Origin of the sequence: Amycolatopsis sp. NPDC051128, assembly GCF_040682715.1 — a bacterium.
Lineage (GTDB): Bacteria > Actinomycetota > Actinomycetes > Mycobacteriales > Pseudonocardiaceae > Amycolatopsis.
The window spans coordinates 1-17,542 of the sequence record NZ_JBFBBN010000069.1 but is presented as its reverse complement, the minus strand read 5'-3'; the positions used below and the strand labels follow the sequence as shown (position 1 = coordinate 17,542).

28 protein-coding genes are annotated in these 17,542 nt (G+C 70.5%); 26 read left to right on the top strand and 2 right to left on the bottom strand.

Features of this window, described 5'->3' with window-relative positions:
• Positions 1–22: 22 nt before the first annotated feature.
• From AB0M82_RS41850 to AB0M82_RS41805, 10 genes are all read left to right on the top strand, one after another.
• Positions 23–229: a helix-turn-helix domain-containing protein gene (locus tag AB0M82_RS41850; protein ID WP_364734664.1), complete on the top strand. Its 207-nt coding sequence runs from the start codon at positions 23–25 to the stop codon at positions 227–229.
• A 182-nt stretch (positions 230–411) separates the two neighbouring features.
• Entirely contained in the window at positions 412–882 is a 471-nt protein-coding gene (locus AB0M82_RS41845; RefSeq protein ID WP_364734662.1) for a hypothetical protein, read from the top strand.
• On the top strand, positions 879–1,373 hold the full coding sequence (locus AB0M82_RS41840) for a hypothetical protein (RefSeq protein WP_364734660.1): 495 nt from the start codon (positions 879–881) through the stop codon (positions 1,371–1,373). The genes AB0M82_RS41845 and AB0M82_RS41840 overlap by 4 nt, the downstream gene beginning before the upstream one ends.
• The gene (locus AB0M82_RS41835) at positions 1,366–1,917 is read left to right on the top strand and encodes a hypothetical protein (protein ID WP_364734658.1); all 552 of its coding nucleotides are present in this window, start codon (positions 1,366–1,368) and stop codon (positions 1,915–1,917) included. The genes AB0M82_RS41840 and AB0M82_RS41835 overlap by 8 nt, the downstream gene beginning before the upstream one ends.
• Positions 1,914–2,402: a hypothetical protein gene (locus AB0M82_RS41830; protein ID WP_364734656.1), complete on the top strand. Its 489-nt coding sequence runs from the start codon at positions 1,914–1,916 to the stop codon at positions 2,400–2,402. Before AB0M82_RS41835 ends, AB0M82_RS41830 begins: the two co-directional genes overlap by 4 nt.
• On the top strand, positions 2,395–2,718 hold the full coding sequence (locus AB0M82_RS41825) for a hypothetical protein (RefSeq protein ID WP_364734654.1): 324 nt from the start codon (positions 2,395–2,397) through the stop codon (positions 2,716–2,718). The genes AB0M82_RS41830 and AB0M82_RS41825 overlap by 8 nt, the downstream gene beginning before the upstream one ends.
• Positions 2,711–3,013, top strand: a complete 303-nt coding sequence (locus tag AB0M82_RS41820) for a hypothetical protein (protein WP_364734652.1) — start codon at positions 2,711–2,713, stop codon at positions 3,011–3,013. The genes AB0M82_RS41825 and AB0M82_RS41820 overlap by 8 nt, the downstream gene beginning before the upstream one ends.
• Complete coding sequence (locus AB0M82_RS41815) at positions 3,013–4,116, top strand: hypothetical protein (RefSeq protein ID WP_364734650.1); 1,104 nt, start codon at positions 3,013–3,015, stop codon at positions 4,114–4,116. Before AB0M82_RS41820 ends, AB0M82_RS41815 begins: the two co-directional genes overlap by 1 nt.
• Positions 4,113–4,337 (top strand): hypothetical protein, encoded by a 225-nt coding sequence (locus AB0M82_RS41810; protein ID WP_364734648.1) that lies wholly within the window; start codon positions 4,113–4,115, stop codon positions 4,335–4,337. The genes AB0M82_RS41815 and AB0M82_RS41810 overlap by 4 nt, the downstream gene beginning before the upstream one ends.
• Positions 4,334–5,650, top strand: coding sequence for a DnaB-like helicase C-terminal domain-containing protein (locus tag AB0M82_RS41805; protein WP_364734646.1), 1,317 nt, complete (start codon positions 4,334–4,336; stop codon positions 5,648–5,650). The genes AB0M82_RS41810 and AB0M82_RS41805 overlap by 4 nt, the downstream gene beginning before the upstream one ends.
• 136 nt (positions 5,651–5,786) lie before the next feature.
• Here AB0M82_RS41805 and AB0M82_RS41800 read toward each other — a convergent pair whose 3' ends face one another.
• Together AB0M82_RS41800 and AB0M82_RS41795 are read right to left on the bottom strand one after the other, a co-directional pair.
• A complete protein-coding gene (locus tag AB0M82_RS41800) occupies positions 5,787–5,942 on the bottom strand; it encodes a hypothetical protein (RefSeq protein WP_364734644.1) in 156 nt (51 codons plus the stop codon).
• A gap of 247 nt (positions 5,943–6,189) precedes the next feature.
• Positions 6,190–6,363, bottom strand: coding sequence for a hypothetical protein (locus tag AB0M82_RS41795; protein WP_364734642.1), 174 nt, complete (start codon positions 6,361–6,363; stop codon positions 6,190–6,192).
• A 99-nt stretch (positions 6,364–6,462) separates the two neighbouring features.
• Between AB0M82_RS41795 and AB0M82_RS41790 the strand changes: the two genes are divergently transcribed.
• The 16 genes from AB0M82_RS41790 to AB0M82_RS41715 all read left to right on the top strand — a co-directional run.
• On the top strand, positions 6,463–6,741 hold the full coding sequence (locus AB0M82_RS41790; RefSeq protein ID WP_364734640.1) for an HNH endonuclease: 279 nt from the start codon (positions 6,463–6,465) through the stop codon (positions 6,739–6,741).
• A gap of 148 nt (positions 6,742–6,889) precedes the next feature.
• Positions 6,890–7,240 (top strand): hypothetical protein, encoded by a 351-nt coding sequence (locus tag AB0M82_RS41785; protein WP_364734638.1) that lies wholly within the window; start codon positions 6,890–6,892, stop codon positions 7,238–7,240.
• Positions 7,146–8,687 carry a terminase gene (locus AB0M82_RS41780; RefSeq protein ID WP_364734636.1) on the top strand — a complete coding sequence of 514 codons (1,542 nt, stop codon included), beginning with the start codon at positions 7,146–7,148 and terminating at the stop codon, positions 8,685–8,687. The genes AB0M82_RS41785 and AB0M82_RS41780 overlap by 95 nt, the downstream gene beginning before the upstream one ends.
• Positions 8,688–8,697: 10 nt before the next feature.
• On the top strand, positions 8,698–8,895 hold the full coding sequence (locus AB0M82_RS41775; protein ID WP_364734634.1) for a hypothetical protein: 198 nt from the start codon (positions 8,698–8,700) through the stop codon (positions 8,893–8,895).
• Positions 8,896–10,164 (top strand): phage portal protein, encoded by a 1,269-nt coding sequence (locus AB0M82_RS41770; RefSeq protein ID WP_364734632.1) that lies wholly within the window; start codon positions 8,896–8,898, stop codon positions 10,162–10,164. It abuts the gene before it with no gap.
• Complete coding sequence (locus tag AB0M82_RS41765; protein WP_364734630.1) at positions 10,164–10,511, top strand: hypothetical protein; 348 nt, start codon at positions 10,164–10,166, stop codon at positions 10,509–10,511. Before AB0M82_RS41770 ends, AB0M82_RS41765 begins: the two co-directional genes overlap by 1 nt.
• On the top strand, positions 10,501–11,313 hold the full coding sequence (locus tag AB0M82_RS41760; RefSeq protein ID WP_364734628.1) for an HK97 family phage prohead protease: 813 nt from the start codon (positions 10,501–10,503) through the stop codon (positions 11,311–11,313). The genes AB0M82_RS41765 and AB0M82_RS41760 overlap by 11 nt, the downstream gene beginning before the upstream one ends.
• Positions 11,314–11,445: 132 nt before the next feature.
• The gene (locus tag AB0M82_RS41755; RefSeq protein ID WP_364734626.1) at positions 11,446–12,777 is read left to right on the top strand and encodes a phage major capsid protein; all 1,332 of its coding nucleotides are present in this window, start codon (positions 11,446–11,448) and stop codon (positions 12,775–12,777) included.
• Positions 12,778–12,779: 2 nt separating this feature from the next.
• Positions 12,780–13,127: a hypothetical protein gene (locus AB0M82_RS41750; protein ID WP_364734625.1), complete on the top strand. Its 348-nt coding sequence runs from the start codon at positions 12,780–12,782 to the stop codon at positions 13,125–13,127.
• Positions 13,124–13,492 carry a hypothetical protein gene (locus tag AB0M82_RS41745; protein WP_364734623.1) on the top strand — a complete coding sequence of 123 codons (369 nt, stop codon included), beginning with the start codon at positions 13,124–13,126 and terminating at the stop codon, positions 13,490–13,492. Before AB0M82_RS41750 ends, AB0M82_RS41745 begins: the two co-directional genes overlap by 4 nt.
• A 12-nt stretch (positions 13,493–13,504) precedes the next feature.
• On the top strand, positions 13,505–13,918 hold the full coding sequence (locus tag AB0M82_RS41740) for a hypothetical protein (protein WP_364734621.1): 414 nt from the start codon (positions 13,505–13,507) through the stop codon (positions 13,916–13,918).
• 14 nt (positions 13,919–13,932) lie between these two features.
• Positions 13,933–14,283, top strand: a complete 351-nt coding sequence (locus AB0M82_RS41735) for a hypothetical protein (RefSeq protein WP_364734619.1) — start codon at positions 13,933–13,935, stop codon at positions 14,281–14,283.
• 11 nt (positions 14,284–14,294) lie between these two features.
• Positions 14,295–14,570 carry a hypothetical protein gene (locus tag AB0M82_RS41730; RefSeq protein WP_364734617.1) on the top strand — a complete coding sequence of 92 codons (276 nt, stop codon included), beginning with the start codon at positions 14,295–14,297 and terminating at the stop codon, positions 14,568–14,570.
• Between the two features lie 206 nt (positions 14,571–14,776).
• Entirely contained in the window at positions 14,777–15,274 is a 498-nt protein-coding gene (locus tag AB0M82_RS41725) for a hypothetical protein (RefSeq protein ID WP_364734615.1), read from the top strand.
• On the top strand, positions 15,274–17,205 hold the full coding sequence (locus tag AB0M82_RS41720; protein ID WP_364734613.1) for a hypothetical protein: 1,932 nt from the start codon (positions 15,274–15,276) through the stop codon (positions 17,203–17,205). Before AB0M82_RS41725 ends, AB0M82_RS41720 begins: the two co-directional genes overlap by 1 nt.
• Positions 17,202–17,542 (top strand): hypothetical protein (locus AB0M82_RS41715; protein ID WP_364734611.1); only part of this gene is annotated, 341 nt, incomplete at its 3' end. The genes AB0M82_RS41720 and AB0M82_RS41715, both read left to right, overlap by 4 nt.

Here is a 17,542-nt window from a genome sequence, read left to right as displayed (position 1 = left end):
TGAACGAAACTGGGAGGACTCCTTGTCCGAAACCCTCGTCAGGCCGCTGACGCTCAACGAGGCCGCCGCCTACGCGCGCGTCCACCGGAAGACCATGTTGAAAGCGCTGCAGCGCGGCGAATGCGTCGGCTACCAGCGCGGGGTGAACTGCCCCTGGCGGATCTATCAGGAGGACCTGGACCGCTACATCAAGGGCGAGAAGCCCGCGAAGGTGCGGAGGTCAGCATGACGACCTCAACGCAAATCCCCAGGACGAGCCGCCCGCTCGAACTTGCCGGTCCCGGCGAGCGGCCCGCCTCACTGAGCACACAGGAAGGAACCTGCATGCGAGAGCAGGGTAGCGCGTCCTTAGGCTGCGCTAATCACCCATCTGGCCGAGTCCAGCCGAACGAGGAGTACGCAGAGCGGCTGTTGGCCGCGATCGCCGAGCGCGACGCCGCGTTCGTGCACGCGCCGTTCTGCGACCACCCCGAGGCCGGGGCGCACCCGTGCACCAGCTCGGCCCCGGCACTGCCTGGCGTCGCGTACTCGGTGCGGGGCCTGCCCGCTACCGCGCAGGCGATCGCCTGGTCTGAGGAAGACACCCGCGAGCAGCGCGTGGCGATCGTGATCGAGCACCCGTACGTCGAGGACGAGCCCGCCGAAGACGTGTTCGCCGAAGCGTGGCTGGAGCCCGCGACCGCGCGCGCCCTCGCCGCGCAGCTGCTCGACGCCGCCCGCCAGGCCGACGCCGCCGAGTTCGTCGCCGAGCTGGACGCCGTCGGCGAGTCGGACCGCCAGGTGACCGAGCTGGGCGCGCTGTTCGCCCGGGTCGAGGCTGGCGACTTCTCCACGGTCGCCGAGGTTGGCGACGCCATGCGCCGGATCGTGGGTGTGGCATGACCGTGACCGCGGACACGACACCGACCGTGTCGACCAAGACAGCCATGCTCTCGCCGCTCGCGGATGCTTCTCGCCGCGCGTCGGCGTTCGGGGCCGCTCTGCGCGCGATGCGTGCTGCCCACGATGACGCGAGCATCCGGCCCGACAACGTGGCCGCCATCGAGGAGGCCTACCGCGCCGCGAGCACGGAGGCGGACCGGCTGTTCCAGCACGCTGCCTGGTGCGACCGCCCCGACACGGACACGCACTGCTGCATGGCGCACACCGAGTACATCGAGGGCGTGCCGCGGATGCCGGGCGACGCCCCGGCGAACGCGTCGGCGACGGCGTGGGCCAATGAGGAAGACGCCGCACAATCGGTGTGCCTCAGTGTCGAGGACGGCGAGGGTGACAGTCAGGACGGCTGGTTCAGCGCGGACGCCGCGCGTGCGCTCGCCGCCCAGCTGACTGCGGCCGCGGACTTGATCGACGGCGGGGTGTCGCGTGACTGACCAGGTTCTGTCCACTCCGAACGGCATGGCTCCGACCTCCTCGGGGGCCACGCCGCCGATGCACCCGGCCGAGCTCGTCAACCGCACGGTGCACTTCGCCGAGGCCGCCCGGGATGGCCGGATGCGCGCGCTCGACGCGATCGCCGCCGTTGAGGCCGAGGTGCTGGGCTACGTCCGGCACCTCGGCGACATGGCCGCCGTCCGGGACGCCCAGGTGACCGCGGACGCCGAGGGCAAGGTGTCGGCGGACCCGGCGGCGACCTCGGCGCGCGCGGCCCGACTCGTCGAGCCGCGCACCGGCAACCAGCGCGGCGCGATCCTGCGGTTCATCGTCGAGGGCAACGGCTCGACTGACTTCGAGATCGCCCGGGACCTCCGGATCCTGCCCAACAGTGTGCGGCCCCGGCGCGGCGAGCTGGCCGAAGCCGGGTACGTCGTCGACTCCGGCCGGATCCGGCGTCACCGCGGCTCGGACTGGGTGGTCTGGGAAGCCACCGACGAGGGGCGCGCGTGGCACCGTCGAGCATTCGGGGGTGCGGCATGACCGAATCCATGGACCTGGACCACTGCGACCACCCGGTGTGGGTCGCGGTCGACGAGGCCGTGCCGCTGGCCGCGATGGTCGAGGCGAACAAAGCCGCCGACCCGGTGGACGCGATGTGCAAGGTGGTCGACAAGGCCGTACGAGCTGCGCTCGCGGCCGTTGGCTACCCGGCGTCGGACGGCTTGGCTCCGTCCGGCACCGGGCTCCGGCTCGATCGCGCGCAGCTCGGCGAGGCGGTGCGTGTGATCGCGACCGCGTGGGCGAGGGAGAGTGACGACCAGGTCGGCGCCGGCCTGCAGTCGTGGGACCAGCTGGGCCCGGACGTGCAGGAGCTGCACATGCGCGTCGGCGAACAGCTCTACCTCCTCGGCCGCCAAGACCCGTCCACGGAGGCGCTGAAGGCGCACGACGAGGCCGTAGCCGTCGAGCTGTACCGGCTCGTCCGCGAGCACGCCGCCGAGCCCGAGGAGGCCGATCGTGGGTGACTTCGTGTACCGCGACGCGTCGGACTTCGCGTTGCACGCCCGGCACTTCCGGCGCATCCCGGGCCATGGGGAAGCGATGGACGGGGACGCCGTGGCGATCTGCTCGGGCATCCCGGCCGCGGAGATCGCCCGGCGTATCGCCGCGCAGTCCGGGCCGGTGATCACCGCCGAGGAGATGCGCCGCGGCTGGGCGCGCACGGACACCGTGCGCGTGAAGCTGGGCCGGAACCCGAGCGTGTACGACGTGCTGCGCGAGTTCGGCGACGAGTCGGCCGCGGCCGGCCTGCTCGGCGCGCCGGGCGGCGCTGGTGGCTGAGTCCGCTGTGGACGGCGTGCTGCAGCTGGTCGCGGTCGGGCCGGTGGACATCACCGGCGCGACCGCGGCCGCCCGTGCCGACGCCGAGAAGTACGGGGCCGAGGACCCCGCGTACGCCGAGCTGATGGCGACTCTCGCCGCGCTCGGCGATCTCCTCGACACCGACCCGGACCCCGCCGAGTGCGCCGCGCTGCTGCAGCGCGTCGACGCGCTCGGCCGGTCGGTGGAATACCAGGCCGGTCAGCGGTGGGTCCGCTGGTCCGTGCGAAACATGATCTTGGAAAGGGTGGCGTGATGGCGCGCGAACACGCACGCATCTTGTGCCGCATCTGGCGGGACGCGGAGTTCCGCGGCCTGGTGACGGACGAACAGTGGATGTACAAGGCCCTGCTGTCGCAGGCCACGATCTCGAACGCCGGGGTGATCGCCTACACCCCCGGCCCGTGGTCGCGGCTGTCAGCGGACATGACGCTCGAACGCGTCGAGGCCGCGCTGTCGAGCCTGGCAGCGAAGCGGTACGTCGTGCTCGACGAGGACACCGGCGAGCTGCTGGTGCGCACGTTCATGCGCAACGACGGCGTGTCCAGCAACGGCAAGGTGTTCAAGAACGCCCTGAAGGTGGCGCAGCAGGTGCAGTCCGACGTGCTGCGCCGCGTCCTGGCCGCCGAGCTGCGCAAGGTCGGCACCGACGACGCCAACCGGGCGGCCGCCGAGCTGGATCCGGACGCCGCCGCGCCGACGCCGGCGACTGTCCAGAGTGGAAATTCCACATCGGACGGGAACGCCGTTCAGAAAAAAAGTGAACGGCCGGAAAAAAGCTGCGGGGTAGGGGAAGGGGTAGGGGAAGGGGGTAAGTCACCTTCCGTAGTTGGTTCCGTTTCGTCCAACCGTCGCCGGTCGGACGCGATGAGCACCAGGGCGGTCGACAAGGCGTTCGCCGAGTTCTGGGCGGCTTACCCCCGGCGGGAGGCGAAGAAGGGCGCCCGGGTCAAGTTCGGCCAGGCCGTCAAGGGCGGCATCGACGCCGCCACGATCATCGCGGGCGCTCGACGGTACGCGGCGTACGTCGCCCAGGTCGGCCGGGAGCGGGAGAAGATCAAGATCCCGACGACGTGGCTCAACAACGGGTGTTGGGACGACGAGCTGAACGGCCCTGTGGTCGCGCAGGCACCGAAGCCGACCGGGAACCCTGCAGACTGGCTGCGGGACCGCTGGCAGGCCGCTGACGCCGTCGCCGTGGCCCGCGTGCTCGGCGAGCGGTACGAGCGTCCGGACTTGCCCGTGCACGTCGAGGGGAAGGACGCCATCGCGGTGTTCTGGCGGACCTCGGCGCGGTTGTGGATCGAGGATCACCGCGACGCCGCGATGGCGAAGCTGGCGCAGGCGGCCGCCGCGTGAACCACACGACCGTCCGCCAGGCGCGCAAGTCGCACCACTGCGCCAACGTGAGCCACCGTCAGCCGTGCATCCTGCCCGGCGCCGTCTACCTCGAGCACGTCGTCTCGCCCGACCACGATGGGCTCGGCAACACCGGCTGGTGGCGCCTCCCTGAGTGCGCCGCCGACGCCCGTGCCTACCAGCGTGGCCACCTCATCGACGCCCGGGAGGCAACCCCGTGACCGCCGACGACGAGCAGTACCCGGTGCCGAACCTGGCCGCCGAGGCACTGGCGCAGCTGCGCCCGCTCGCCGAAGAGGGCTACCTGGTCAGCCTGCTGACCACGATCACCGCCCGGGAGATGCGCGAGGAAGCCCTGGCTCGTGTGCAGCCAGCCGACTTCTCGGTGGCCGCGTACGGCGGACTCTGGGAGGCCGCGCAGCGGCTGTACGCCGAGGGCAAGCCGGTCACCGCGCGCACCGTCGCCGCGGCCGCCGACACCGCCGGCGAGCTCGCCGAGCGCACACTGGCTCGGTTCCTTGGCGCCGTCCCGGCCCCGGCGGACTTCCCGCACGCGCTCGCCGAGGTCACCCGCTGCGGTGCGCTCCGGCGCGTCGTCGAGGCGACCGTGCGGATCCAGCAACGGACGATGGCGGCCGCCGACGGCTCGGCTGCGCTCGCCGCGGCTCACGAGGAGCTGGGCAAGCTCGATACCGCCGAGCTCGGCCAGGACGAGCACACCCGGACGTTCCGGGACGTGCTCACCGAGCTGGACGCCGCGCTGCGCAGCCCGGAGTCCTACCGGTTTGTGCCGACGCCGTGGGAGGAGCTGAACGAGCGGTTCTCGGGTGGCCTGCACATGGGCCGCATGATCATCGTGGGCGCGCGGCCCGGCGAGGGTAAGTCGATCGCCGCGCACCAGATCGCCGAGCACGCCGCGAGCCTCGGCCACCCGGCCGCGATCTTCTCCGTCGAGATGGGACGACTGGAGGTCGCCGGCCGGATCGTGTCCAATGGTGCCACCGTCGAGATGGGCGAGATCACCCGCCGCGAGCTGTCCGAGCACTCGTGGCGCAACTTCAACGAGTACCGGGCTCGCGCGCAGGACTTCCCGCTCACGATCAACGAAAAGCCGGATCTGACGCTCGGCTACATCGCCGCGCAGTGCCGCGCGCTCAAGCGCCGTGGCGGCCTGGACGTGGTCGTGATCGATTACCTGCAGCTGCTCAACGGCGACCGTCGGATGCCGCGCGAACAGCAGGTGTCGGCGATTTCCCGCGGGCTCAAGCAGCTGTCCCGGGAGCTCGATTGCGCGGTGGTCGTCCCGGCGCAGCTGAACCGGAACGCGGTCGCGCGCGGCAAGGCCGGGCTGTCGGACCTGCGCGAGTCCGGGAGCATCGAGCAGGACGCCGACGCCGTGATCCTGCTGGCCCGCCAATTCGACGACGAGGGCGAGTTCAACGGGATGCTGACCATCGATATCGCGAAAAACCGCTTCGGCCGCATGGGCGAGCTCGAGCTGCCGTGGCGCCCCTACCTGTCTCGCATCGGATGAGGTGGCTGTTGGCGCCGATGCGCGATGTGCTCACGCATCGGCGCCAACAGAACAGCCAACCGGTCGCGCTGCCAATCGGCCAGTGATGGTGCCTCTGCGGCGACCGCCCTGGCCCGCGCGCGTAATTGCTCGGGTTTCATCGCTCATTGGTTCGAGGTACCGGCGGCAGCAGGTGCCGTAGCTCGGCGGCGAGCTCGGCGTCCGGGGTGCCCGAGGTGGCGACGATGCGGGCGATGAAGTCCTCTTCGGACTCGCCAGGGCGGCACTCGATCCCTCGCGATCGCTCTGTCATGGCTTCCCTCGCTTGCGAGCGCGGGCCTTCGCCGACAGGAACGCCATCCGCAGGAAATGAGCCTTCCGAAGCGCATCTGCCCGCTTCACCCGTTCATCGTGCGGCAACAGGCCGTCCGGATCGACTTGCCTCATCCACCGATCCTCGAATCCGCGTCGCGCCGGCTCGGTTGCGGCGGTCCGGTCGTCACAGTTCGCCCAACGCGTGTAATTGGCAATGCGTGCCACCATCGATCGCTGCTCTGGCGTCACGGCTTGCCTCGACGTACAGGGCGGTCCTGGTCGCGATCGGCTCGCACCGGCGGCAAGAGCCGGCGGATCACAGCCATCGCGGAGTCGCTGAGCGGCGGTGCGGTGTCGACCACACGACGAATGAACTCCTCCCGGGTCTCGCCGGGCTGTTTGCGCAAGATCATCAGCAAGTCTTGAGTGAACGCCGGGCAGGTCGCCCGTCGAACCCCGCAAGATCACTCAGTCGAGACCCTAACCAGCTAACCCGGTTAGATGGTTAGAATGCGTGCATGTCGCACGCATGGGTCGGTGGGTCTACCCGCCAGTGGCGCCGCATCCGGCGCGCCGTGCTGGACCGCGACCAGTGGATCTGCCAGCTGTGCGGCAAGCCGATCAACCCGCAGCTGCACAACCCCCACCCACAGTCCGCTCAGGTCCACCACGCCGAGGGCAAGGCGTACGGCGACGACCCAGCCCAGCTGCAGGCCGCGCACCGGCTGTGCAACCAGCAGGCCGGCGACCCCACCCGCGCGCCCGACCCGGCGCCCCGACCCATGACCAGGTGGTGACCGTGCAAGCCTCTGACCTGCATAAATGGGCGTCCGCAGTGGACAAGCCCCTGACCTGCGGTTTTTTGGGAGGCCCAGCGGCCCCGGACATCCACGCCCTTGTGTTCTCTCTCTCCCCGGGCCCCCACGCCACCCCGCGGGGCCCGCGGTGACCGCGTCCGAGGTCGACGACGCCGAGCAGGGCGAGGTGTTGGCCGCCGTGCGCTCGACCGTGGAAGCGCTCGACCTCGACGAGGAGGACCAGGCCGCCGTCGCCCTGGCGCTTCGGCTCGGTTCCGCGATCGACCGGGAGGAATCCGGCCGAACCCTGGCCGAGCTCGCCGGAAAGCTGACAAGCGTGCTCGTCGAGCTCGGCGCGACGCCGGCCGCCCGCAAGGCGATCTTGCCGAAGGGGGGTGCACAGGTTGACAGCCCTGCTCGAACCGCCCGGGACGAGCTCCGCGCCCGCCGCGCTGCTCGGTCGTACGGAGCCGAGGCTCTGGACTCCGCCACTCCGTGAGCTGACGCCGGACACCACCTACGGGTTCGACGTGATCGACTTCGCGCGCGACGTGATCGCGATGCCGCTGGACCCGTGGCAGGAATGGCTCGTCATCCACGCTGGCGAGCTGCTGCCCGACGGCCGGCCACGGTTCCGCACCGTGCTGGTGCTGGTCGCGCGCCAGAACGGGAAGACGCACCTGCTCGTGGTGCTGTCGCTGTTCTGGCTGTTCATCGAGCAGGTGCGGTTGGTGCTCGGCACGTCCACGAACCTCGACTACGCGAAAGAGTCGTGGGAGAAGGCCAAGGACATCGCCGAAGCGGTGCCGGAGCTCGCCGAGGACATCCAGAAAATCCGTGAGGCCAACGGCGAACAGTTCATCCGGACCATCTACAAAGGCCGGTACAAGATCGCCGCGTCGAACCGGCGCGGCGGCCGGTCCCTCACGCTTGACCGGCTGATCGCCGACGAGCTGCGCGAACATCACGACTGGTCCGCGTACAACGCCGCGATGCCCGCGATGAACGCCGTCCCGGACGCGCAGGCGTGGCTCATCTCCAACCAGGGCGACCACCGCGCCGTCGTGCTCAACTCGCTGCGCAAGTCCGCGCTCGCCGCGGTCGAGGCCGGCACCGCCGGTGACCCGGCCTCGGAGGAGCGGCTGGGGCTGTTCGAGTGGTCCGCGCCGGACGGCTCGCGCGCCACCGACCCGCAGGCGCTCGCCGCGGCAAACCCGAACCTTGGCCGCCGGATCGACCCCGCCGGCCTGCTCGGCGACGCCCGGCGCGCGGAGGCCGCCGGAGGCGAGGAGCTGACCGGGTACCTGACCGAGATTCTGTGCATGAAGGTCCCGATGCTCGACCCGGCGATCAGCGCCGAGAAGTGGACCGCCGAGGCGCCGGAGGGCTGTCTGGCCCCGGGCGACCTCAGCAGAGTGCGCGGCCGGGTGGCGCTGTGCTTTGACGTGTCGATCGACGGCAAACACGCGACGCTCGCGGCCGCGGCTGTCCTCGACGACGGGCGAGCTCGCGTCGAGGTCGTCAAGGCCTGGACGGACATGAAGAAGATGCGCCAGGAGCTGCGCGCCGTAGTGCGCAGCGTCGGCCCGCGCCGGATCGGCTGGTTCCCGTCCGGCCCGGCCGCCGCCTACGCCGCCGAGCTCGACGACAACGACCAGGACGACTGGCCACCGGACGGCGTCGAGGTGGAGGGCATCCGCACCGACGTGCCCGCGGTGTGCGCGGGGTTCGCCGCGCTCGTCGACGACGGCCAGATCGCGCACTCCGACGACCCGTTGCTGAACGCGCAGGTAGCCAGCACCGAGAAGGGCCGCCGCGGAGACAGCTGGGTGTTCGTGCGCCGCGGCGCCGGGCACTGCGATGCCACCTACGCCGCCGCCGGTGCCGTGCACCTCGCGCGGACCCTGCCCGAAGAGAAGCCCGCCGGCTGGTTCGGCGTGGTGTGAGGAGACCACTGTGGACGAACTGCTGACTCAGCTGCGCAAGGTGTGGCCACCGTACGCGCAGGCCGTTGGTGTGCTCATGGTCCTGGCCGGCCTGGTGCTGCTGGTGACCGAGCTCGCCGGGCCCGTGTTCGGCGTCGTCGCCGGCCTGATCCTCGGCGGCCTGGCCGCGGCCGCGCTCGGCGTGCTCCGCGAAGCCGGGAGGCTCTAGATGGGACTCGGGAAGACGTTCCTGCGCTCGGCCGTCGCCGAGCAGCAGCTGCGGATGCTCGTCTCTGACGGCTGGACCATCGGCCCGGACACCAGCGTGTTCGGTGACCGCGGCTGGGGCTGGGGTGCACTGATTCGCGCGATGGGCATCCCCGGCGTGGGCCGCGCGCTCACGCTGCTGTCGGACATGATCGGCTCACTGCCGTTCGACGCCTACACCTCACACGGGCGCGAGTTCGCCGAGAAGGTCACGCCGCGGCCGATCCTGCTCGAGCAACCGAACCCGGAAGAGATCCGGATGGCCACGATGTCCAACGCGACCGTGGACTACCTGCTGCACGGCAACGCCATCGGCGTGATCGCCGAACGGAACGCGCTCGGCGTCCCCACCGCGATCGTGCCGGTACCGGCGACGCAGACCGGTGTGCGTCGGGTCGACGGCCAGACGTACTCCGTGCTGCCGAAGGGCGCGATCGAGTACAGCATCGGCGGCCGCTCGTTCGCCGCGCACGACATCATCCACATCAAGGGCCTGTGCGAACCCGGCGCGCTGCGCGGCGTCGGCGTGCTGGAGGCGCACCTGAACGGGCACGGCTCGCTCGACCTGGCCGCCGAGCTCGCGCGCCAGGCGCGCAACATCGACGGCAACGGCATCCCCACCGGCGTGCTGAAGGCGACCAGCCCGGACGTGACACCGGACCAGCTGCGCGAGGCGAAAGCCCTGTGGCTGGAGAAGCAGCGGGACCGGACCGTGGCCGCGTTGGCACCGGGCACCGAGTTCACGCCGCTGGCCTGGAACCCGGAAGAGCTGCAGCTGATCGAGGCCCGGAAGTTCAGCCTGCTGGAGGTGGCGAACATCTTCGGGTTGCCGCCGCGGTTCCTCGGCGCGCCGACGGGCGACTCGATGACGTACAGCACGGCCGAGTCCGAGGGGATCGAGCTGCTGAAGTTCACCCTCGGCGGGCACCTCGCGCGGTTCGAGCAGACGCTGTCCCTGGCTTACCCGCGGGGCACGCAGGTCCGGGCGGACCTGGACGCGTTCCTGCGCTCGGACACCGTCGCCCGCTACGGCGCGTACAAGACCGGCATCGACGCCGGGTTCCTGCTGCCCTCGGAAGCCCGGAAGAAGGAAGACGACCTTCCGCCGGTCGCGGGCATCGACGACCGGCCACGGGCGCAGCCGCCACAGCCGCAGGAAGAACAGCAGCCGGGCGCTGTCGTCCCGCTGTCGAAAGCCAAGCCCGTTCCGACCCGCAAGGAGAGTGCGTGATGACCGCCCGCAAGCCCGCCGCCCGCAAGGCCGCCGCGAAGCCCACGCCGGCCGTCGCCGACGAGACACCGGCCGCCGAGGAGACGCCGACCCCGGCGCCCGTCGTCGGCGAGGCCGGCCCGGAGATCGCCCTGCCGCCCGGCGCCGACGAGCAGCCCGCCGCGGCCGCGCCGGCGGAGCTCGACGAGGGCCAGGCGCCGGAGCTCGCGTGGTGCCGCATCGGGCGCGACCTCGAGGAGAGCGCGCCGGAGTGCCCGCGCCACGAATTCGAGGCCGGCGCCCGGCTGTGCAACCTGCACTTCGTGACCCGGCTGGATCTTCGGGAGGTGGCCCGCAATGACGGCTGACGTGCTCACCCGGCAATGGATGCCGGACCTGGAGGTCCGCTCGTCCGGGGACGGCCGGACGATTTGCGGCATCGCGGTGCCCTACGAACGCCCGCAGTACATCGACAGCAGGCTGACCGAGCAGTTCGCCCGGGGCGCGTTCAACGCGCAGCTGCGCGCCGCGCACCGGGTCCCGTTCATGCGCGACCACGGTCCGCACGGCGGCCGTCTGATCGGCGTCGCGACGACGTTGCGCGACGACGCGGCCGGCCTGTACGGCGAGTGGCGCGTCTCCCGGACGCCGACCGGCGACGAGACTCTGGAGCTCGTCAAGGACGGCGCGCTGTCCGAGCTGTCCATCGGGTTCCGCGAGGGCCAGAACCGCACCCGCCCCGGCGGGGTGATCGAGCGCGCAACCGCGACCCTGACCGAGGTCGCGATCGTGATGGCCGGCGCCTACGGCGAAGCGGCCGCGATCGCGTCGGTGCGCGCACAGTCCACGGTGGACCGGCGCGCCGAGCTCGCGCAGATCGTGGCCGGCCTGCCGACGTTGTCCGCGGACGCCGAGCTGCTGACCCGCTCGGCGCATGGCGGCTCGAATCTGAAGTATGGGCCCGGCTCGCCGCTGTGGACGTACTGGACCGGGCCGGAAGGGTTCGCCCGGTACGGGGCCAGCGCGGACCCGTGGACGACGCTGCGCGATGCGCTGGCGAAGGAAGGCGCGCCGGCGTCGACGGCGGATGGCCTGGCCACGAACATCATGCAGGCGACCCCGGCCGGGCGTGCGCTGTACGCCGCGCACCACGGCAAGAAAGCACGGTAACCATTATCGGCCGTTGATCGGTTACACTCGACTCGAACACGCGGACGCCGACACCTCAGCCCCTCACCGAAGCTGACACCCCGGCCTCTCGGGCGGAACCCCATTCGTTCCGAGAACCCGGAGGACGGCGCCATGCCGAACCCGTACCTGGTCCGGTTGCGTGAGCAGCACGACGCACTGCGAGCCTCGATCGAGGGCCTGCAGACGCGCGCCGCCGAGGGCAACCGCGACCTGTCCGAAGAGGAGCTTCGCTCCGTCACCGAGCAGGCCACCCAGCTCGCCGGCCTCACCGACCAGATCGAGTCCCTGACCAACGTCGAGGTGCGCGCTCGCCGCGTCGGCGAGCTCGCCGCGTCGCTCGACGCCGGCGGCCAGGGCGACGGCCAGGGTGGCGAGCCGCAGAACCTCGGCGGTGACCAGCAGACCCGGTCCCGCACCACGACCCGCGACCGCGACCCCGGGCACTACCGCTCGATCGCCGAGGGCGGACAGCACTCGTTCTTCGGCGACCACTTCCGCGCCGTGAAGAGCGGCGACCAGGAAGCCCGGCGACGGCTCGACGAGCACATGCGCGCCGTCACGCAGGCATCCGGCGGCACCGGCATCGTCCCGCCGAAGTGGATGCTCGACGAGTACCAGGCGCTCGCGCGCCAGACCCGCATCGTCGCGGACCTGGTCCGCCACATCCCGCTCGGCCAGGACCCGCGCCCGCTGATCCTGTCCAAGCAGACCGGCGGCACGGACGCCAACATCACCACGCAGACCACCGAGGGCGCCAACAACGCCGGGTGGGGCACCGACCGCTACGCCTCGAACGTCGACACCCTGACGCCGGTGTTCAAGGCCGCGTACCAGGACGTGTCCCGCCAGCTGCTCGACGCGTCCACCCCGGCCGTCGACTCGCTGATCTTCGGCGACCTGCGCTCGGCGTGGGACGCGGTGGTGGAAGCCCTTACGTGCGCGGCGATCCTCGCCGGTGGTACCGCGGCCGGGACCACGTTCCCGACCGAGGCCGCGTTCAAGGCCAACGCCGCGGCGATCGACGCGGTGATCGACGCCCAGACCGAAGTCGCCGGCGACCAGCGCGGCCCGGCCGACCTCGCGGTGATGAACTACCGCCGGTTCGGCGCGTTCCGCAAGCTGAAGGACAACAACAACCGGCCGCTCATGCCGGTGTCCCGCTACGGCCCGCAGAACGCCACTGGCGCGCTGGACAACCGCTTGGTGGGTGACATCGAGGGTGTGGACGCGGTGGCGAGCTCCGGCGTGCCGACGGCCTACGCCGAGAAGTACGCCGTGCTCCGCCGCCAGGCGGTCATCCTCGCCGAGTCCGAGACCGTGGACTTCACCTACGAGCAGGCCGGCGGCCCGGCGTTCGTCCGGATGGGCCTGTGGGGCTACGTCGGGACGCTGGTCCGCAACCCGGGCAGCATCTCGATCCAGACCGTCACCGCGGCGAGCTGATCGTGGTGACGTGGCCGCCGCCGTTGGCGGACCTGAAGGCGGACATGAAGGTCCCCGGCACCGGGGACGATGTCGTGCTTCAGGCGAACCTTGATGCGGCGGTCACGTTCGTGCAGCGGGTTCGGTCCGATGTGGACTATCGACCGAACCCGCTGCCCGACGCCAAGATCCCGGACGCGGATCTCGTGCTCGGCACGCTCCGGCTGGCCGGGCGGTGGTTCACCCGCCGGCGTTCTCCCGAGGCGCTGGTGGACATGGGCGAGATGGGCTCGGCGCGGGTTCCGTCGTTCGATCCCGACATCGAGCGGCTGCTGTGCATCGGTCGCTTCCGAGGGCCGGTGTTCGCATGAGCACCCGGATTCAGGACGCCGTTGCCGCGCTGAAGGCCGCGCTCGTCACGGTTGGGCAGCTGGACGGCCAGGTGTATGAGGACCCCGGCGCCACGGTGCTGGGCGTCGGCGCGGTCATCACTCCGCCGACGTTGACGTGGGGCACGTTCGGCGGTTCCGCACCGACTGACGCCACGTTCGTTGTGCACCTCGTCGTGCCGTTCGACGAGTACGCCACCACCCGGCTCTTCGAGCTCGTCGAGCCGGTGGTGGACGCGATCGAGGCTGACCCGCTGTTCGCGGTCGCCTCGGCATCTCCGGGCCTGCTGCAGCAGGGCGGAACACAGCTCCCCACGTACGCCCTCACGGTCGACGTGGGTTTGTAGGAGGAGGAACCGATGGGCGCTCTCACCGCTCGGCGGCTGAAGCTGCTGAACCTCACGATCGGCACGGTGTCGGTCGAGTGCCAGCTGTCGAGCTGGAACCTGGACCCCGGGATCCAGGACGGCGACCGGCTGCGCAGCTACTGTCCGGACGGCGTCACGATCGCCGAGACCGACGCGGAACCCACGCTGCAGCTGAAGACCTACAGCAAATGGGTGGTCGGCGGGTTCGAGGACTTCTGCTGGAACAACCGCGGCGTGGTCGCGGATTTCCAGCTCGACCACCACCCCGACATCCCCGCCGAACACGTGCGGTGGAACGGGCAGGTGCTGGTTCAGCCGGCGCCGGTCGGTGGCGACCGGGGCGACCAGGAGATGACCGAGATCACGTTCATGTGCATCGACGACCCCGTGTTCTCGCGGCCGTAAGGGAGATCTACGACATGGCACGCCAGTCCGTCACCACACAGAAGATCACCCGCGCCGGGACCATCCCGACCGCGGCGTCCCCGAACGTGGACGGCGACATCATCGACACCGGCGCGTCGGTGTTCCTGCTGGTGTCCAACACCGGCGGCTCGCTGGCGCAGGTCACCGTCCAGTCGCAGGCCACGTTCGACGGCCTCGCCGTCGAGGACCTGGTGGTCCCGCTCGCCGGCGGCGTCACGCGGGCGATCGGCCCGATCCACACGGGCACCTTCGGATTCCCCGACGGCAACGCGAACGCTGGCCGCGCGTTCGTCGACTACACCGGCACCCCGGCCGACATCAAGCGTTCCGTTCTGTCCTATTAGGAGGCACGTACATGATCACGTTTCAGATCACCGGTGACAGCGGGTTCGACGCCGAGGTGGTCGTCAAGCCACGGCACTTCCTGCTGTTCGAGCGCGCCACCGGCGTCAAGTTCTCGCAGTTCGAGGACGAGGTGTCGATGGCCACGCTCTACCAGCTCGCGCACCTGGTGATGAAACTCCTCCACCCGAAGGACACGCCGGCGAAGCTCGGAGAGTTCGAAAAGACCTTCGACGTGCTGCCGCTCGAAGACGCGGAGCCGCCGGGCCCTACCCCCGCGGCTCCCTGAGCTACACGGTCCTGGGGATCGCGGTAGCTACAGGCATTGCGCCGCAGTACATCGAACGACTCGACGAACGATCGATCACCACCATGGCGTGGCATCTCGAACAAGCCGAGAAGCAGGCCAGGGGAAAGACCTCGGGGCCAGGTGAAGGCCCGAGCCGATTCGGCTCCGCCCAGATGTCCGGATAAGGCGCGAGGAGGTGCACCACGATGGCGAAGTCCACGCTCGTCGTGACGGTGCGCATCGACGGTGTGCGGGAGATCCTGCGCGCGTTCTCCGTGCTGCCGAAGTCGGCCCAGAAGGCGATCCGGGACCACTCGCAGGCGCTGGCCCGCAAGCTCGCGGTCAAGGCCGTGGTGGACGTGTCCGCCCACGGTGGACCGCAGGGACCGAACCTGGCGACCACGGTCAAGGCCGTCCGCGACCGGGTGCCGGCGATCCAGATCGGCGGCACCCGCAAGCTCGGCCGCCACCGGGCGCCCGCCTGGGGGATGTTGTTCGGCTCACTGTTCGGCATGAACGGCCGGAGCGGCTGGTTCTCCGCCGCCCGCTACGCCTCGGCGGCCGGCCGTCAGTACCGGCCGCACGCCGGGCAGCAGGCGTACGCGTTCTTCCCGCTCGTCGAGGCCGAGGCACCCACCATCTCGCGTGAGTGGCACGCCGCGGTCGACGACGTGCTGAGCGAGTTCTCCCAGGGCGGTACGTGATGGCCCTCGGCGAACGCACCGTAAAGATCAAGTTCGACGGGTCCAGCGCCGGCCTGGTCGCCGCGGCCGCGGTCGCCAAGGCCGAAATGAAGTCGCTGGCCGACGACGCCAAGAAGCGCAGCAAGGCACTGAACGACTTCGCCGCTGGTGTCGGCAACGCCGCGCGCGGCGTGATGAACCTGGCGTCCAAGGCCGCGTCGGCGGCGTCGGTCGCGAACCTGCTGCCCGTCGCCATCAACGGCATCATCGCCGCGGCCGGCCTGCTGCCGCTCGCGGTCGCCGGCGGGTTCGCGCTCGCCGGCGCGATGATCGCGGCCAAGCTCGGCGCCGACGGGGCCAAGCGCGCGTTCGCCCAGCTGAACCCGCAGCTGACCTCGCTCAAGGCCGCGGTGTCGTCGAGCTTCGAATCGGCGCTGTTGCCCGCGGTGCGGAACCTTCAAGGGCTGTTGCCGAAGACGACGAGCGGGTTTCAGCAGATCGCGACCGCGATGGGCGGCGTGGCGACCAAGGTCACCGGCGTTGTCGCGTCCGCGAAGGGCACCGAGCAGGTCAACACGCTGCTGTCCGGCACGGCGCGGGTGATCCAGAACATCGGTGCGTTCCTGGCGCCAGTGACCGCAGCGTTCCTCCGGATCGGCGCCGTCGCGATGCCGATCCTCGTGCAGCTGTCCGGCGGACTCGGCGCGGCCGGCGAGAAGTTCAACGCGGCGGTACAGCGCTTCGCCGACTCAGGCGAGCTGGAGCAGTGGATCCGCGGCGCGATCGCGGGGTTTCAATCCTTCTTCGCCGTCGTCGGCGACGTGGTGGGCATCATCAACTCGGTCAGCGGGGCGATCCAGGATGCCGGCGGCGGCACCCTCGGATTCCTCGGCCCCCTGCTGGCGACCGTGCGCACGTTCCTCGACTCCGCCGAGGGACACGAAACCCTGGTGAAGTTCTTCCAGGCGCTCAACACCGTGGCTGGCGTGGTGTCCAAAGTGCTTGGTGCCTTGCTGGCTGCGGTGGCCCCGGCAATCCCGCCGCTGGCCTCGGCGTTCGCCAACCTGGCGACGACCATCGGCAACATCCTGGTGCCGGTGATCAACTTCCTGGCGCCCGTGCTCGCGAACATCGCGAACTTCATCGCACAGAACACCAGCTGGATCACGCCACTCGTGATCGCCCTCGGGGTGTGGGCGGCCGCGCAGTGGGCGCTCAACATCGCCCTGAACGCCAACCCTATCGGCCTGGTCGTGCTCGCGATTGCCGCGCTGATCGCGATCGTGGCGCTGATCATCACGTATTGGGACCCGATCGCCGAGTTCTTCGTGAACCTGTGGAACATCGTCAAGGACGCCGTGACCGTTGCTGCGCAATGGATCTGGCAGCGGCTCGTCGACGCGTGGAACTGGATCAAGGGTGTGTGGTCCGGCGTCACAGGCTGGTTCTCCGGCGTGTGGAACGGAATCACGGGCGGTGTGACGACCGCGATGAACTGGGTCTGTGACCGGTTCAACGACGCGTGGGGGTTCATCAAGGGCGTGTGGTCCGGCGTCGGGTCCTTCTTCTCCGGGATCTGGTCCGGCATCGGCAACGGCCTGAAGGGCGCGCTGAACGGCGCGATCCGCCTGCTGAACGGCGCGATCGACGGGATCAACAACATCTCCGGCGTGGTCGGCATCCCCGCGATTCCGCACATTCCGTACCTGGCCAAGGGCGGCACCGCCCGCGGCGGCCGGCCCTACATCGTCGGCGAGCGCGGCCCCGAACTGTTCGTGCCCGGCCAGACCGGGCGCGTGGTGTCGAACGCGCAGACCTTCGGCGGACCGCGGGTGATCGAGCTGACGGTGGACCTCGGCAAGGGGATCCAGGAGCGCATCCGAATCGACCTCGACGACGCCGGCCGCCAGACCCGCCGCGCCGTCGCCGCCGGCACCGGGGGGATGCGATGACCACCACCACGACCTACCTCGACGACCTCGGCCGTGTGCGGGTGGAGTTCACCGGCCTGAGCACCGACGCTGACTACGCACTCGTCGAGCGCTCCACCAACGGCATCACCTGGACCACCGTGCGCGGCGGCGACAAGGTCGGCCTGAGCGGCGGCGTGGGCAAGCTCGACGACTACGAGTTCGCGGCCGGCGTCCCGAACACCTACCGCGTGACCGCCATCGACGCCGCCGACGTGTCCCGCTTCGGCGCGGCCGCGTTCACCACGGGCAACAACGCGACGTTGAACCCGCCGCTGCCAGCGGGTGTACCGAACGGCGCGCTGCTGCTGCTGTCGGT